At 59.0% G+C, this 15,600-nt stretch carries 13 protein-coding genes and 1 tRNA gene; 7 read left to right on the forward strand and 7 right to left on the reverse strand.

Annotation, left to right across the window (positions count from 1 at the left end; genetic code table 11):
* The first annotated feature begins 16 nt into the window (after positions 1-16).
* Positions 17-319, forward strand: a complete 303-nt coding sequence (locus tag BB347_RS07720) for a DUF5827 family protein (RefSeq protein ID WP_076582470.1) — start codon at positions 17-19, stop codon at positions 317-319.
* The gene (locus tag BB347_RS07725) at positions 316-1,161 is read left to right on the forward strand and encodes an ATPase (RefSeq protein ID WP_076582471.1); all 846 of its coding nucleotides are present in this window, start codon (positions 316-318) and stop codon (positions 1,159-1,161) included. The genes BB347_RS07720 and BB347_RS07725 overlap by 4 nt, the downstream gene beginning before the upstream one ends.
* A 23-nt stretch (positions 1,162-1,184) precedes the next feature.
* Here BB347_RS07725 and BB347_RS07730 read toward each other — a convergent pair whose 3' ends face one another.
* Positions 1,185-1,763 carry an MBL fold metallo-hydrolase gene (locus BB347_RS07730; RefSeq protein WP_076582540.1) on the reverse strand — a complete coding sequence of 193 codons (579 nt, stop codon included), beginning with the start codon at positions 1,761-1,763 and terminating at the stop codon, positions 1,185-1,187.
* Positions 1,764-1,974: 211 nt separating this feature from the next.
* On the opposite strand from BB347_RS07730, the gene BB347_RS07735 reads away from it, so the two are divergent.
* Positions 1,975-3,267 carry a helix-turn-helix transcriptional regulator gene (locus BB347_RS07735; protein ID WP_076582473.1) on the forward strand — a complete coding sequence of 431 codons (1,293 nt, stop codon included), beginning with the start codon at positions 1,975-1,977 and terminating at the stop codon, positions 3,265-3,267.
* Between the two features lie 156 nt (positions 3,268-3,423).
* Positions 3,424-3,498 (forward strand) — tRNA-Glu (locus BB347_RS07740).
* A gap of 231 nt (positions 3,499-3,729) precedes the next feature.
* Here the strand turns inward: BB347_RS07740 and BB347_RS07745 are convergent.
* Both BB347_RS07745 and BB347_RS07750 read right to left on the reverse strand, forming a co-directional pair.
* Complete coding sequence (locus BB347_RS07745) at positions 3,730-6,600, reverse strand: UvrD-helicase domain-containing protein (protein ID WP_076582474.1); 2,871 nt, start codon at positions 6,598-6,600, stop codon at positions 3,730-3,732.
* Positions 6,597-9,299, reverse strand: a complete 2,703-nt coding sequence (locus BB347_RS07750) for a PD-(D/E)XK nuclease family protein (protein WP_076582476.1) — start codon at positions 9,297-9,299, stop codon at positions 6,597-6,599. Before BB347_RS07750 ends, BB347_RS07745 begins: the two co-directional genes overlap by 4 nt.
* Positions 9,300-9,831: 532 nt before the next feature.
* On the opposite strand from BB347_RS07750, the gene BB347_RS07755 reads away from it, so the two are divergent.
* A complete protein-coding gene (locus BB347_RS07755) occupies positions 9,832-10,197 on the forward strand; it encodes an asparaginase domain-containing protein (RefSeq protein WP_076582477.1) in 366 nt (121 codons plus the stop codon).
* Between the two features lie 202 nt (positions 10,198-10,399).
* On the opposite strand, the gene BB347_RS07760 is transcribed toward BB347_RS07755, so the two are convergent.
* Positions 10,400-11,875, reverse strand: a complete 1,476-nt coding sequence (locus tag BB347_RS07760) for a COG1361 family protein (protein ID WP_236995991.1) — start codon at positions 11,873-11,875, stop codon at positions 10,400-10,402.
* A 146-nt stretch (positions 11,876-12,021) separates the two neighbouring features.
* Entirely contained in the window at positions 12,022-12,696 is a 675-nt protein-coding gene (locus BB347_RS07765) for an IS6 family transposase (RefSeq protein ID WP_077202633.1), read from the reverse strand.
* Between the two features lie 82 nt (positions 12,697-12,778).
* Between BB347_RS07765 and BB347_RS07770 the strand changes: the two genes are divergently transcribed.
* Positions 12,779-13,225, forward strand: coding sequence for a hypothetical protein (locus BB347_RS07770; protein ID WP_076580271.1), 447 nt, complete (start codon positions 12,779-12,781; stop codon positions 13,223-13,225).
* 92 nt (positions 13,226-13,317) lie between these two features.
* Positions 13,318-14,079, forward strand: coding sequence for a sugar phosphate isomerase/epimerase family protein (locus BB347_RS07775; protein ID WP_076580273.1), 762 nt, complete (start codon positions 13,318-13,320; stop codon positions 14,077-14,079).
* A 45-nt stretch (positions 14,080-14,124) separates the two neighbouring features.
* On the opposite strand, the gene BB347_RS07780 is transcribed toward BB347_RS07775, so the two are convergent.
* Positions 14,125-14,553, reverse strand: a complete 429-nt coding sequence (locus tag BB347_RS07780) for a universal stress protein (protein ID WP_076580275.1) — start codon at positions 14,551-14,553, stop codon at positions 14,125-14,127.
* 167 nt (positions 14,554-14,720) lie between these two features.
* Positions 14,721-15,599 (reverse strand): VOC family protein, encoded by an 879-nt coding sequence (locus BB347_RS07785; RefSeq protein WP_076580277.1) that lies wholly within the window; start codon positions 15,597-15,599, stop codon positions 14,721-14,723.
* Between the last annotated feature and the right edge of the window lies 1 nt (position 15,600).

Here is a 15,600-nt window from a genome sequence, read left to right on the forward strand (position 1 = left end):
GACAGTATGTCCTTCTATGCCGGTCTCAAAATCGGAATTCGATCAGCTTCCGCCGTGTGACTTCTACACTCCAGCGGAACTGCTCGAGGACGATCAGATGTACACCGTCTACGAGATTGCCCGACTCCTTCAAGGAGTCGACGTCGATGCCGACCTCGATCGAAATACCGAGGACATTCTCCTCGATTGGGCCATCCCATGGGTTATGACGAACGCCGACGAACTCGTCGTCGCCGAACCGCGAAACGACGACGAACCGGGCTACTACGGCCTCAAAGGGACCGACACCGACGACGGGGCCACAGACGAATCCGAATGATCCTCCTCGTCGTCGGATCGGATCGAGTCGATGCCGGCAAGACGACGTTCTCCGTCGGTCTCCTCGAGCGAACCGGCGCGGTGGGGTACAAGCCACGCGCGGGTAACGATTACTGGTTCGATCACGACGACTGTCAGCGTGCCCTCACCGAGGGGCGTCTCTACGGAAAAGACGCACGAAAACTGGCTCGAGCAGAATCTCGAGGTCGGGAACCGGAATCGCTCAATCCCGTCCATCGACTGTGGCGACCCACTCCCGACGATGGGACCGGATTGCTCGGAAAGACAGACCGTGAGTTCCTCGTCGATCGAATCGGACGACCTGGGGTCGAGGACGAACCGGCGTTCGTCTACAATGACACGGCGACGATTCCCGAGCACGTTGTCGAGTCCCTGCCACTCGAGGACGCCGTTCCGGTCGAGACTGTCGAGGAATTCAACGAAATCGCCGATCAACGGTACGTCCCCGCGTTTGAGGACCTCGCACGCGAGATCGAATCGACTAGCGTCGCCGTCGTCGAGTCCTACAGCGATATCGCACAACCACTCCAGTCACTCGACCACGCAGCAATCAGTGCCGTTGCAGCCGTCGAACCCGGCCGCGTGCGAATCTACCCGGGTGATCGGTACTGTCGCGCCTGTGAAGTCGCCAGTTCGAGCCCGAAAGACGGCACACTCGAGAAACGTGTTCCCGACGTGCTCGAGTTGCTCGATCCCCTCGAGCGGATCCGATTACCGCCGCTTGGAAGTGCGACTCGAAGCGCTCCAGATAGGGTTGCACGAGCGTACGAGACGGCCTACGACGAACTTCTCGCCGCCGCCAATCGCGTCTCGAGTCACTGACCAACCCGACGATTGATTCCGTTTCAGGCACGACGCGCCATCTGCGCCGAGAGTTCGACGTGATCGGCCGGTTCGTTCGTCACGCTCGGACCGTGTCCCGTGTGCATTGCTTCGAGGTCGCCATCGATCCACTCGAGCAGTCGATCGATGCTCTGAATCAGCGTCTCGCGGTCGCCCTCCTCGAGATCGGTGCGACCGAAGCTGCCGTTCTGGAAGACGAGATCACCTGCAAAGAGGACGCCAGCATCCGCCGAGTAAAAGCAGAGATGGTCGTTTTTGTGCCCCGGTGTGTGGAGGGCAACGTACTCGTGATCGCCGAGTGTGACGCGTTCCTCGTCATCGATTGCGTGGTCAACACCGTCGATATCGGTATCGTACCCCCAGACGTCGACGTCGAAGGCGTCCGCGACAGCCTCGAGGTTTCCGACGTGATCCCGATGGGTATGTGTTAGCACGACCGCGTCGAGGTCGTCGACACGTTCGTGAATCGATTCGACGACGTCGAAGTTCGCTCCCGTATCGATGAGGACCGTTCGGTCGCCGGCGACGAGATAGACGTTACTGGTGAAAGCCTGGACACCCTGTGCGAGGTTCGAGATCATGCCGGTCGCTACGTGTCGAAGTGGTTTGTGCGTATCGACACAACGAGAGAGACGCTCGCCGTTCATGTGGGGCGATGTGAACTGAATCGCTTGTTCTTCGAACTGTCGAAAATCGGGGAGTAAGCTATCAACGACGACGACTTCCTTGTTCGGGCGGGTGACCCTCTCGTATTCACAAGCATTTTTACCTCCGCCACGTAGTGATAGACGAATGAATCGGTCGGCTCCCGTTGGCATCGTTGTGCTCATCGTCACTGTCTTTCTCGTTAGTATGGGGAGCGTCGCTGCGCCGGCAGCGATGGCCGATACCGGTGTCGATGACCGCGCTACGTCCGCGTCGACGTATTCGACGGCGGATACACAATCGTCTCAGTACACCTCGAGTGAGTCCGCTGCGATGCTCGCGGAGGCTCAAGACTTCGATACGACGACGTTCGAGATTACCGTTCACGAAGACGGGAGTGCAACGTGGACGTTCCAACACGTCCACTACTTCGACGAAAACGACTCCGAGGAACGCGAGGCGTTCGAGGAGTTCGCCGACGAGTTCGAATCCGAGGAAACCGACCTGTACGAACGCTTTACCGACCAAGCGGAGCGAATGACTGAAAGCGGAGACGAAGCCACGGACCGGGAGATGAACGCAACGGACTTCGAACGCTCTGCAACGATCGAGGACAGCTTCGGTGAACGCGGTATCGTCGAAATGTCCTTCACGTGGGAGGCGTTCGCCGAAACCGACGGCGATACCGTCGAAGTCGGCGACGTCTTCGAGAACATGTACATTGGACAGAGTCAATCGATCGTCATCGTGGCCGAGGACGACCTCGTCTTCCAGCACGTCGAACCTGACGACGAAGTCGAACACTCACACAGCTCGCTCGAGAACGCAAGCGCCGTTCAGTGGAGTGGCGAACAACAGTTTCTCGATGGCAATCCACGGGCCGTGCTCGCACCAGAAGATGCCGATACGTCTGGGAGCGGTGGTGACGGAAGCAACCCCGGTACCTCCGCGCTCATAGATACCGAGGAGACACCGTGGGAACTCGGCCTTGGTCTTCTTTTTGCCCTCGCAGTTAGTGTCGGTGCCGTCTGGTACTATCGACAGGGCGACGGCCTCCCTCGAAACGACGGAGAGAGCGCGTCACAACCTCCCGGACCCGGGCCAGCGTCTGAACAGTCGCCAGCAAAACCGACGGAACAACCAGCTGAGACGACGACAGCCGTCCAATCCAGTCACGACTCGGCCGACCCGGAACCAGCCGCCAGCGACGAGTTCCTTACCGACGAAGATCGCGTGATGAAACTCATCCGCGAAAACGGCGGCCGGATGAAGCAAGTCGACATCGTCGACGAAACTGGCTGGTCGAAATCCAAAGTGAGCATGCTTCTCTCGGAGATGGAAGACGACGGCGCGATTAGCAAACTCCGTGTCGGTCGAGAGAACATCATTAGCCTCGAGGGGTTCGAACCAGAGGCGACGAAGTCACCCTTCGAAGAGTAACGCACCTGTCAGTGCTCGTATCTGTGACAGTGCCGAACAGTGGCGCTTCGAAACGGAATCCTTAAACTGTCCACCGCGTAACGAATGAGTGTACTTGCTTCGGTGATGAGGCGGGCGTTGACCCGTCGTGGAACGAAGCGAGCACAGTATGAACGAGCTCCGTTGGTGTAGTCCGGCCAATCATATTGCCCTCTCACGGCAATGACTAGGGTTCGAATCCCTGACGGAGCATTTTCTGTAAACGACGAGTGAGCGGCGAAGGCGACCAAAGATTCGAAGAAGAACGGTCACTGCCTGCGAACAACGTGAGCGAATAGGGCTGTCTTCGCGTGAGTACAATCCGTGATAGAGCGTTCCCCCTCACCGTTACCCCGTAGTTTTGACCCTGAATTACAGACAAACGTATGTTTATAACCAATCAGAATTGCCTCTCTTGTGTAGCATCCCGCAACGTTGTTGTGGTCAGATTTTAGTGACCGCTTCGAGGTCTGTCTTCGATAACGGATCAACCTCGACTTGAGCGTTGTCGGCCGTGTAGAAGATCGATGCAGTCACCGAGTAATCGCTGAACCACTCGGTAAGTACGTGATAGTAGACGCTAAGTTGAATCCGATACTCCGAGTCGGCGTTACGGGTGAGATCCGTTTTGAAGTCGATGATCTCGGCGGTGTCGTCGGTCAAGTGAACCAAGTCGATCACCCCCGAAAGTGTGACCCGTCTCCCGTCAATCTCGAGTGGCAGATAGGCCCGCTCCTCGACTAATAACTCACCCGAGAGTCCATCGAGAAAGGCCTTCACGTTCCGTTCGTCGTCGTTGTCGGGCGTAACGTCCATTCCAAGTGCATAGTCTTCGGCGAACTCGTGTACTCGAGAGCCAAAGTCCATCCCTCGTCCATCGCTTCCGTCCTCGTAGACGCTGTCGTCCATGAACGAGTGCGGCGAGTAGCTCTCGAATTCCGGTGACGAAGGTACGTCAGTGCGAAACTGTGTATGCGTCGTCTCGTCGACGTTCACTGGCGAAACGGCTGGCTCGAGTGCCTCGATATCGACTGGTAACTGCTCGAGAAATGTGTTGGGTTCCTCCCCGGCGGCGAACAACAGATGAGTTTCGGCACGAGTCATCGCGACGTAGAGGAGACGCCGTTCCTCGCCGTATTTGGTCGGCTGACAACACCCCAGAACGTCGGCCCGCCAGTTGTCGTAGACGTGTGGATCGCTGTGGCTGTCGTCGTAGCACTTTCGTCGACGGAGTCCGGTGGGTTCGGCGTACGTAATGGTGCCGTCGGATCCTCCCGACGGCGGGAATGCTCCGCTGTTCATGTTCCCGAGAATAACGATTGGGTGTTCGAGCCCCTTTACGGAGTGAATCGTCTGGACGGTAACTGAATTCGTACCTGCAACGGCCTGTACCTCCTTCGTGTAGCCGTTCTCGATCCCGTCTTTGATAATTCGAATCAGGTCCCCTCGAGTCATCGTCGTCGAACTGTGAAGCGACTGGACCGTCGTGAGGACGACGTCGGCCGTTGTCCCGTCGTAGCCGTAGTGATCGAACACACGTCGCGTGACAGCTGCGTGTGTCTCGAAGGCCTCGAGTTCGGACCGGAACGCGGCCATCTCGCTTGGGTACGCGTCGTGTTCGAGAACGTATTCGATCTCGTCGAGCGTGTACCCAGCACGCTCTAGGACGACCGCCCAACCTCGATCGGCGGCCGGTCCGCCCACGAGAATACGCAGCCAGGCGAGCAAGAGTTTCGCCTGGTCAGTACGGAAGAGTTCGATCCCACCTTCGTAGGCCATCGGGAATTCGTACGCGTCTGCGGTCGAGAGCAATTCGCGACCGAAATCGCGGGTTCGAGTGAGGACGGCGATATCGCCGTACGTTGGCGGACGAACTTCGCCGTCTTCTTCGATTGCGTACTCGTCGTTGCCGACGATTTTTTGGACCTTCGTGAGGATCGCTTCGTGTTCGTCTGCGTGCTGGAACGCCTCGATCTGTGAGTGGTTCTGGTCGGTGTTCGAGTGAAGGGAGACGACCCGCTCGAGAATCGACTCTCGATCGATCGATTCCCGATTGCTCCCCGGTGTAACGAGTGCGTTCTCGGAAAAATCTAGAATCGACTGCGTCGAGCGATAGTTCTGTTCGAGTTCGACTCTCGTGACGGATCCGAGGGAAAACGAGACGCGCTCTGCATCGTCGTTCAACTCGGCAGCGAAGCGCTCGAGTCGGGCCTCGAATTCGGTGATGTTCTCGACGGCCGCGTATTGGAACGAGTAGATGCTCTGTTTCCAGTCACCGACGACGCAGAAATTGTCCGTCCCCGAGAGGAGCAAGGCGAGTTTGAACTGGATCTCACTCGAGTCCTGGAACTCGTCGATCATCACGTACTCGAACGCCAGCGACTCGCGGAGATCGGCGTCCTCACAGCATAACACGAACGCAAACAGCTGGAGGAACGAGAAATTCAAGTAGTTCCGTCCGAGCGCGAACTCGAGATACTCGACGTACACGTCGTGAACGAACTCGATGAGGTGGTCCCGATTCTCGGTGAAGACCCGTTCGGCGACGTCTTCGGGAACGGCTTTCGACCCGTACTCACCGCGTAACTCGTCGCGGTCGGGTGCGTCCGGGAGGTAGCACTTGTTCTTCCCGTATCGGCCGAGATTCGACCGGAGTGTCGACTGTTTGTTCCCGCCGTTTCGCGGCCGATTCACCTCGTCGAACATATCTTTGAACGCGTCGAAATCACCCTCGAGGGCGTCTCTGGAGTCGCGATACCAGCCGTCAGCAGTCGGAAAGACGCCCTTCGCGGCGAGGTTTGTGATGAGATCGAGTAACGCCGTCGGGTCGGATAAACACCGAAGGAGATCGTGATGTTCGTCGTGATCGTCGCTGAAGCGGCCAATAAACTCGCGGAAGTACTCCCGTTCGATCGTTTCGTTCTCGAGGAGCTGCGTCGACCCGGTGATCGCATCGTCGATCCCGAGATACGACGGTGCGTGAAAACCGTGTTGATCGAGAATATCACGACACAGGCTGTGGAAGGTCTGAATGGGAGCGTCGGAAAGTGCCCGCATATCGTACTCACAGCTGGCGACGATCCTGTCTTTCATTTCCGTCGCCGCGTTTCGGGTGAACGTGAGTAACAGGGTATCGTCGGGCTCGACACCGTCTTTCGTGACGATGTTGGCGTACCGGTGGGTGACCGTGAACGTCTTTCCGGTCCCTGCGCCGGCGTCGACAAGATACAATCCGTCCGTTCCCTCGATGAGTTCACGCTGGCCCTCGTTGGGTGTTGGTGTTGCAGTCGACGACTCGTCAGTTGGTGACGTCATCGTCTCACCTCTGAGTCCGCTACACCGGATGTGGGCGTTTCTTCGGCCTGAACGCTCGAGGAGTCGTCTCGAGGTACTAGGAAGTCGTCTCGAGTCGATCGGGAATCAGTGAGTAACATATCGCGGTTGTCCACGTAACGGTAGTTCGGTTCGCCGGCGCGGCCATCGATCGGAAAGCGGTCTTCGCCGCAGCGATAATGGTTTACCTCCTCGAGTTGCCCGTCGACGAAGCGCTCGAAGGCGTCGAGATCTTCCGCGAAGTAGCCCGACTTACGGTAGCCACAGAGGTGTCTGAACGCTTGCATGCAGCCCTTCTTGACGTACTTGTAGTCGCCGACGTCGTCGACGAGGCGTTCGACCAGCGTCTCGCCGAACGGTGAGTGAGCCATCTCGTCTGCGTCTCGCGTTCTGGGGACATCGTCGGTGTCGAACACCGTCAAGTACGTCTCGTAGTCGGTCTTCGAGAATGTCTTGTTACAGTCGTTTGGGGCGTCTTCACGGAGTTCTTCGAAGACCGCCCGGGACTGCACGAACTCGTCGAACGCGGTCGGACGGTAGGTTATCGTCGTCAGGCAGTCCTCGAGCGTCGCGTCGCCGGTAACGACGTCGTCGAGCGTCTCGAGGAAGTGAACGAACGTGAACTCGAGGGACTCGTCGGGCTGTTGGCGACGCCAGTAGGTGAGGTACGAAAGCGCCTGAAAGTTCGGTTTGTCGCTCGGCTTGCCGATCGAACTGGCCTTCGTCACCTGCGACGCGGACTTTCGACTGCCGCTTTTGAAGTCGACGAGGTGCGTCGGAGACTGCACGAGATCGATCTTCCCCTCGAGTCGAAGGTCGTCGTCTTCGAACCACCGCTCGGTCACCGGCGAGTCGACGTCGCGGTCGAAGTGCTTCGCGAAGAAATTCTCACCCCAGCTCCTCGAGGGCGCTAGAACCGTCGCGTCGGTCGGCGCGTATTTGTCGAGGTACTTATAGATCGTCTCGAGACCGACTCGATACCGAGTGCGCTGCGTCTCGAGGTCGATTCGCCGATGAAACGCACGCGTTTCCTCGATCATGACGTCGGCGACGTCCTCGAGACACGCGTCGTCGACGAAATCGGGGTGATTGACGGCGAACTCGGCGAAGTCGTGAAAGAGGTTTCCGTCGACGAAGTAGTGTTCGTCCGGGGTCTCGACGAGCCGTCCGAAGCAGTAGTCTCGCGGCGAGTTCGCATACGTGTTCAGACTCGACTGACTGACCGTCTCGACGCGTTCAGGTTCGATGTCTGCATCCAGTGGCTCCCGGGCGAATCCGTCATCGATCGGTCGGCCGCTTCGAGCGTGGCGGACCGACTCGAGATCGCTGAACCGTTCGAACTCGGTCTCGAGTAACTCGTCGAAGTACAAACACGGCGTAACGGGTGAGCCATCGACCGCATCCTGCACGAGATAGTGCCGGTCGATGCCGCTCTGGAGGAGCGACTGGAAGCCGTCGACGGTTCGCTCGTACTCCTCGTCGCGGTCGACCCACGGCCGATTCGGCGAGTCCCGGGTCCAGTTCTCGTCGAGTCCAAGATAGAAGACGACCGGCCGATCGACGAACGAGGCCGATTTTGCGTCTGCCAGCAGAACTCCCTCGTTCTCCCGGTCGATTGGCACCTCGTAGGTCTCGAGATAATACGCGAGTTGATCGATCCTGTCGGTCGTAATCGGCTCTTCGAGCAGGCTAAGTCTCTCGAGTTCCTCGCGGAACGCCTCGAGTGTTCGTCCCGTTCGAGTCTCGTACGCGTTCAGCGCCGATTCGAAGGTAAGTGCGTCCGTTCGACCGATGAACTCGCGGAGCCAGTCGATTTCGGGAATGTCGACTTCGAGGTCAGCGAGTCGTTTCTTGTCGTGCTCGATTGGTACCGTCGCATCGAGACACGAGAGGAGCGGTTTTACGGAGTGAACGCGGGTATCTGAACCGGCTGTCGTACACCGAAGTAACTGGACGAACGCGCGGTGATCGCGATCGTCCATGAAGCCGGGGCCGCCATAGTAGGGAACCTCCGCCGTCTCGAGCGCCGACTCGACGAGCGGCGAATACTCGCTGCTCGAGTCGAGCACGATACCGATCTCGTCCGCGTTGCCCTGCGTGACGGTGTCGAGGATCGCGTCGACGATCGCTGTCGAAGAGTCGAAGAGTCGAAACGCCGGGAGAGCGAACGCGTCCTCAGTGAATCGGTCGATCGAATCGTACTTGTCGGGGAGGATCGACCGCTCGAGGTTCGTCAACTGGCGTTCACCGACGACTGCGACCGACCCGTCTGCACCGACATCGATATTGTACGTTGCGAGCAGTCCCGAGGACGTCTGCAGCGAACTGATGATGTCGACGATGGTTCTGGTCGCCGGTGTATCGAACGCGTCGTACTCGAAGATTGCGTCGGCGCGTCCACGGTACTCCCAACACTGGAGCACGTTGCCGACGGTGTAGGCGATTTCCCTCCAACTGAGGTTAGTTTGGCCGATTACCTCGAGGAACGCGGTCCGATCCTCTGCCGTCTCCCGGCGGCGCGTCGCGAGCCGGCGGGGCGTGATCGCGAACGGCCCGAAATGGGCCCGCTCGAGGCGACGGTTGAGGGCATCCGCGAGTGGTGAATCGGGAACGATGACGAGTTCGTAGTCGGAGACTTCCTGATACAGCCGATCGATCGATTTCGACTGCGTAAGTGACACGATGCATACCGTGTTGGATCACCGGACAATAAGTCTGTATGTCGGCCCCAACGGATAACCATCTCCGCGGATACGTCGGTATTCAGACGGGAATTCGGAAGGCAGGCAAACGCGACGGCGTCCTCTTCGAGCGCCGTTAAAACTCGTACTTCGCTATGCTACTGGTTCCGCACTCGGTACACGACTCCTCGTCCGATGAAAAGCAGGTGCCACACCGCCGACATTCGAACACAGTCGTCGTCGATGAGTACCCAACCATCCGCTTCAAAATACGTCTCATAGGTATTCGGAATAAGGTGTCGTAGAGTTGGTGAGTCAGCGAGCAGTGTTCGTTCTCAGTTCTATTCCTGAGTACCCGGCAACGACACATATACCTCCGCCAACCAGAGTGAAAGTGAACAGCCACGAACCGACCGCCGTCCGATTAGGGACACATCACAACTCGAGAGAGGGACCTCGCTTCGTACTGCACTCGCCAGTGGACCGAAGAGGTGGGTGACACGTCAGGTGTATTCAGTCAGAACACCAGCCCATGACACACGTTCGCGTGTTGAGTGCCGATGAAACGATCGCATCGACGGGCGGTTCTGGCGGGGCAACGCCGTCGAACGGCGGCGACGACCTCGTCGCTGCCGTTCCTGAACTCGAGGGGGTCGCGGATATCGACGTCGAGTCGGTTTGGGACGAACTGAGCTTTCACCTCTCGGTGTCGGATGTCGCCTCGCTCGCCGAATCGGTCGAAGCGGCGGCGACGGACGGTGTCGACGGCGTCGTCGTGACGCACGGCACGGAGACGATGGCGGAATCGGCGTACTCTCTCGATCTGATGACGGCCGACGCGCGCTTTCAGGACGGTGCCTGTATCGCATTCGGCGATTTCGTTCGCGCGGCCAGATAGGTGACGAAGGCTCGAGCGGGTCGTCCGGACGCCTACGCCTCAGCGGCGGGCGGTCCCGTCGCAGAGATCACAGCCGATAGGGTCGGACTCCGGCGAGAACCCAGGAGCGAGTCGGTGTCGATTCCACGTACCGACATGACGGCTCGAGCGACGTCATTCCCGGCGGAGTAGGAAGTGACGGAGACGAAATCGCCTGGTGCGGTCACGACGTGACGACGACCATTTCGGTCGCCGAATCTGCACCGGTGTCGACTTCGATGGGGAACGCTTCGCTTTCGCCTGCGGGCTGGCCCGCCTCGAATGGGAGGCGAAGTGTCGCTTCTTCGTCTGGCTCGAGTGTGAGCATCTCGCTGTACTCGACGACGGGGTCGTGGCCGACGACGAGGTCGATGTCGGTCGTTCCGGATTCGTCGCCGACGTTTCGAATTGTCGCTTCGGTTTCGAGAGTTTCTCCGCCGCTGACCGGTGCATTCGTCGACAGCCCCTGTACGTCGAACGTTGCCGGTGTGGGTTCAGCGTCTTCCACGACGATCTGAAACTCGGATTCGTCGTCGGCCGTTTCGATCACCCCTGGGAACGCTTCGCTCTCCCCAGCGGGGTCGCCCGCCTCGAACGTCAGGGAGAGCGTCGCAGCGTCCCCGGGCCCGATTTCGACGGACTCGCTGTCGGCCAGTTCCGGATCGTGGCCGACGACGAGGTCGACGTCGGTCGTGCCATCCGTGTCGCCCGCGTTCTGGATGGTGACCTCGACTTCCAGCGTCTCGCCGCCCGAAATCGGAGAGTTGGTGTCGACCCCCTCGATCTCGAATTGCGATTCGGCCGTCGGAAAGCCGAACTCCCAGACTCCCGATTCGACCATGCCCCCGTGCTCGTTGAGCACCCACGCGACCACGCCCTCCTGGACCAACTCGTCCGCGTCCGGGGAGATGCTCGCGGTATCTTCGCGTCCGCTAACCGGAGTGACGTCGTAGACCACATCGGCTGCCCGTACCCACCAGACGACCTGATCTAAATTCCCGTCCGGATCGGTCGCGGAGACTTCGAACTCGATCGTGTCATACTCGTCGAGGTCGGCCAACTCGTCTCGAGGCGGACTGCTATCGGTGATACTTGGCGAACCGATCCCGTCTGAATCCAGACTGACGTCCCACGCCGTCGTGTACACGTCGCCGTCGTCGTCGACCGCAGCACCGATTTCACCCTCCGATTCGACGGTGTGCAGCCAAATATCTGCCCCCTGGTGGTCGATGTACGCGCTCTCCCACGGTCCCATCGAGATATCCTCTTGTTCACCGTCGAGCAACCACTCCGTCCGTTGTCCGATCCCCGCCTCCGCACTCACCTCGAACATGAGCTGGGTTCCCGGCTGGACGGTGAGGTCGCGATCCGGCGGTCTGAGTCGCTCGAGCGATCCGTCGGAACGTTCCTCGTCGACGTCCGGTTCGGTCGTATCGCTCCGTTCGTCTGCTTCTTCCCGCCCGTCCGTTTCGTCCGTATCGCCCCCGCGTTCACCCCACGGTGGCCACCACTCACCTAGCATCGGCGACAGGAATGGTGTCACACCGATACCGAACAACACGGTTCGGCGGTTGTCGGAAACGCGTTCTGTCGAATTCGGACAGTCGTCCCCATCACTCGAGGCGCTTCCCCCATCGTCTCGGTTTAGCAACCGGCTCATAGACTACGTACCAGAAATGTGGCAAAATAGTTCACACAATGGAATCTGATAGCAATACGTCACACACTATTGTGATATCGAACACGTCGCGTTCCGTTCGCGTCGAACCTGTCGGTGGAGAACGTATTTACGAGAGACGGCACTGTCTAGTTTAGCACCTCCGCTGGCGTCTGTCCGTTGAGTGATTGATGTGGTCGTTGTGTGTTGTAGTAGTGTACAAACTGTTCAAGCCATTCTCTGACGCTCGCCCGACTGCCCACCCACGAGTTATGGAAGCGGTCAACTCTCATCTTCAAGGTGTGAAACCACTTTTCGATCAGGTTTCGATCAACGTAGTCGAGCTGACCGCTCAATCCTAATCGAGAGAGGGCAGTCAGATATCCATAGCCATCAGCGAGAAACACGGTATTGGATAGATCGTGTTTCTCGGTCAACCGATGCAGAAACGCAGCAGCTGGATCGGTGCCTCGACGTCCGAACACTGCGACATCGAGAATTAGTTTTGAGTCCAAGTCTATTGCAGCGTATACCCAAGACCAGTCTCCGTTAATCCTGACAGCGGTTTCATCAATGGCGACCCGCGACGGCTTCGCCGTCGGCGGGTCTGGAACGCTGTCAGCCAGCCGATGTACCCAGTTCCAGATCGCTTGATGAGAGCGTTCCACACCGATCAAGCGAAGAATTGCTTGTGTCTCTCGAAGAGAACAACCGGTCGCGTGGAGACGGACTGCGAACACCCTGACGGGCGTCGCCGTCCGCTCACGCTCCCAACATTCATCAAATTCCGCCGCGTAGCTCTCGCTGAGCAGGTCTACGAGCATTGTTCCAAACTAACTCTACGACCTGCTCACTTCTCAAACTGGCCTAACTAGACACTGCCCGAGAGACGGAGAAACTGCTGGTATGAACCGGCGTCGACTCCTCCAACTCTCGACACTCCCCGCCCTCGTCGCGCTCTCCGGGTGTAGCGAGTACGTCCACCGAGCGAGAGGGGTAGAGACGCCAGCCGACCTCGTCGTCCGAAATCAATCCGGCGATCTACAGACTATCGCACTCGAGATGAAACGAGACGGAGACCGCGTCTTCGATGGAACTGTCGAATTGGACGAAGACGGCAGCGTCCAACGGATCGAGGGCGACGATTTCAGAGAGGTGGAGTTTACGGAGGCAGGAACGTACGCGTTCGTCGTCGACGCAACCGGGACACGAAAACGGACGGAATCCGAGCTTTCCTGGAGAGACCTCGCCGATTGCAATACGAACACGCTGGAGGTCACCGTCCACGAAGACGAGATTCGTGCGGGTCTCTCTCGGACGGATGCGGGTTGTTCCTTCCCCGATACGCTTTGATCAAGATCCACCGTGTTTCGAGAGCGCCCGCTGGCCCGTTCCTTGCACCAGATGGTCCACCGATATAAGCGGGTGGCCGTCGTCGTCTCCGTATGGACGTTGGACTCACCGTCGGCGACTCGCTGGATCGACTCGAGGCGACGCTCGATGGGTTCGACCTGGCGGAGCTATCGATCGGCGAGTCGGCTGGTACGGACGACTTCGATACGACTCGCCTCGAGGAGGCGCTGACAACAGCCGATGCCGACCTGTGCGTTCACCTTCCGTACGATCAGGTCGTCGTCACGCCGGTTCCGGAACTCAACGACGCGATCAGTGCGTACCTGAGTCGGCTCCTCGCGTGGGCCGGTTCCGTCGGCGCGCGGAAAGCGGTGATGCACGCGACGGCCAGAGACCCACACGACACGTCACTGCGTCCGCTGTTCACCTCCCAGCTTACTGAGATCGGTGCTGCGGCGGACGATGCCGGCGTCGAATTGGTCCTCGAGAACGTCGGCCACCAGCGCCGGGGCTACCCGCTATCGGTGGTCGGTGACCTTGCACGCGAGGCGGACATCGCCGTCTGTTTCGACGTCGGTCACGCGTACATGGAGGACGGCCACGACGGGATCGATCGATTCCTTTCGAGCCACGGCGACCTCGTCTCACACCTGCACGTCCACGACGTCCGGACGCGTGGCGATACCCACATACCGATCGGGGCCGGTGAGATCGACTACGACCTCGTCGGGTCACACCTCACGGACTTCGATGGAACCGTCGCCGTCGAGGTCTTTACGGACGACGAGGTGTTGCTTCGGGACAGTGCACGGCGAGCGAGCGCCGCCCTCGGAGCGACTGGTGCCGACAGATGACGTGGGTTGTGGGTTCGTCATGCAAGTGGTGGTCAGGGCGTTTGCCTATCGGACGACGACGACCGGAACGTCGGCACGCCTGACGACGAGTTCGGCCGTGCTCCCGAGTCGCACGTCGACGGCGTCGTTGCGACCGCGATTCCCGACGACGATGCCGTCGACTCCAGCGTCCGCGGCGTACGCGACGATCGTCGGTGCCGGCGTGCCAACCGCGGTGTCGGTTTCGATTCGGGCGTCACCCGTCTCGAGACCCTCGAGCGCGACCTCGAAGAGTTCACGTGCGTCCTCGCGATGTTCCTCGAGCCACGCTTCGGACAAGGGTGCCGACGCGTCGGTCGCGTCGGGAGTGACGGCGAACGGGTCGATCGCGTGAAAGAGAACGAGATTCGCGTCGGGATACGTCTCGAGTGCGTACTCGAAGGCTTCCTGTGCGTGCGTCGAGCCGTCGTGTGCGACGAGAATCGATTGTCCCATCGGTCGTCGTACATCACTCGTGGTCGTAAAACTACCACGGGAGACTCGACGCGTGTGAGAACCTCACCGAAACTCGACGCGTGTCTGTAGTTGCGAACGACACGAAGCGTGCACGACCTCTACAGGCGGAGCAGGCTGAGTGCCTCGGGGTCAAGCCCCGAGGTAGTTCACGTCGAGTGTTTTAGACGGAGTGAGTCGTTGTCTCGTTCAATGATTTGCTTCTTGGTGAGTCGGTCAATCGCGTCTGAAACGACTTGCTGGTCATTCTCTGAAAGCGCCCGCACGTTCGAGAGAATAGCGTCTTGAATCTCTTCGTCCTCGTGCTGGCCGTCCTCAATCGCTCCCAGAACAAAATACTCAACCTCGAATTCGGTTGCGAACGTACTGATACGCGTCGTGAACGCTGTCGACAGACCAGAAAGTGACTGAACCGCGGTTTCGATGGTGAACAACGGGTGGGATTGATCGCGGATCTGCCGTGCCTCAGTCGAACCCGTGTTGAACGGGCGCTGTTTCTCTATCTCTTCGATGATTGCTTCGTACGCTAGGCCGCGTTGTGCGTAGATTCGCATGTCTTCAATGTCTCGCCGCCTTCCGCTTCCTAAATCACCGCCGGAGACAGCTTTCAGCAAGAACATGTCCTCGTCAGCGAGCACGTACGCTGTCACCTGCGAACCGGTCCAGAACTCGTCTGCTCGGTCATGCATTCGGTCTGTGATCCATACCTTGCCGACGACTTGCCGTTCAAACAGGTCAACGCGGAGCCCTCGATCCGGATGGCGAAGTTCAATCGTTTTCCCCACACCGTCGAACGATCTAGTTGGTTCGTTGATCACCTCGAATCCGTGCTGTTGAAGCGCTTGGTGAGCGTGCTCGAATTCGGTGGTCACGGCGAGCGCGAGGTCAATGTCTTCGGTCTGGTCTTTCAGACCTTGGATCGTCATCGCGGATCCGCCCAACAAGTACACGTCAACCGGTTCTGAAAGCCACTCGTCAAACTCACCGAGGAACTCCTTGATTGCTTCACCACCACTAAACACGGTCATC

Source organism: Natronorubrum daqingense (assembly GCF_001971705.1).
In the GTDB taxonomy this organism is placed as follows: Archaea; Halobacteriota; Halobacteria; order Halobacteriales; family Natrialbaceae; genus Natronorubrum; species Natronorubrum daqingense.

What these genes read in the sequence shown, in the direction of transcription:
- BB347_RS07760 (WP_236995991.1), bottom strand. Translation starts at nt 11,875, where the DNA reads ATGAGCCGGTTGCTAAACCGAGACGATGGGGGAAGCGCCTCGAGTGAT.
- BB347_RS07780 (WP_076580275.1), bottom strand. Translation starts at nt 14,553, where the DNA reads ATGGGACAATCGATTCTCGTCGCACACGACGGCTCGACGCACGCACAG.
- BB347_RS07770 (WP_076580271.1), top strand. Translation starts at nt 12,779, where the DNA reads ATGAACCGGCGTCGACTCCTCCAACTCTCGACACTCCCCGCCCTCGTC.
- BB347_RS07755 (WP_076582477.1), top strand. Translation starts at nt 9,832, where the DNA reads ATGACACACGTTCGCGTGTTGAGTGCCGATGAAACGATCGCATCGACG.
- BB347_RS07720 (WP_076582470.1), top strand. Translation starts at nt 17, where the DNA reads ATGCCGGTCTCAAAATCGGAATTCGATCAGCTTCCGCCGTGTGACTTC.
- BB347_RS07765 (WP_077202633.1), bottom strand. Translation starts at nt 12,696, where the DNA reads ATGCTCGTAGACCTGCTCAGCGAGAGCTACGCGGCGGAATTTGATGAA.
- BB347_RS07745 (WP_076582474.1), bottom strand. Translation starts at nt 6,600, where the DNA reads ATGACGTCACCAACTGACGAGTCGTCGACTGCAACACCAACACCCAAC.
- BB347_RS07775 (WP_076580273.1), top strand. Translation starts at nt 13,318, where the DNA reads ATGGACGTTGGACTCACCGTCGGCGACTCGCTGGATCGACTCGAGGCG.
- BB347_RS07735 (WP_076582473.1), top strand. Translation starts at nt 1,975, where the DNA reads ATGAATCGGTCGGCTCCCGTTGGCATCGTTGTGCTCATCGTCACTGTC.
- BB347_RS07725 (WP_076582471.1), top strand. Translation starts at nt 316, where the DNA reads ATGATCCTCCTCGTCGTCGGATCGGATCGAGTCGATGCCGGCAAGACG.
- BB347_RS07785 (WP_076580277.1), bottom strand. Translation starts at nt 15,599, where the DNA reads ATGACCGTGTTTAGTGGTGGTGAAGCAATCAAGGAGTTCCTCGGTGAG.
- BB347_RS07730 (WP_076582540.1), bottom strand. Translation starts at nt 1,763, where the DNA reads ATGATCTCGAACCTCGCACAGGGTGTCCAGGCTTTCACCAGTAACGTC.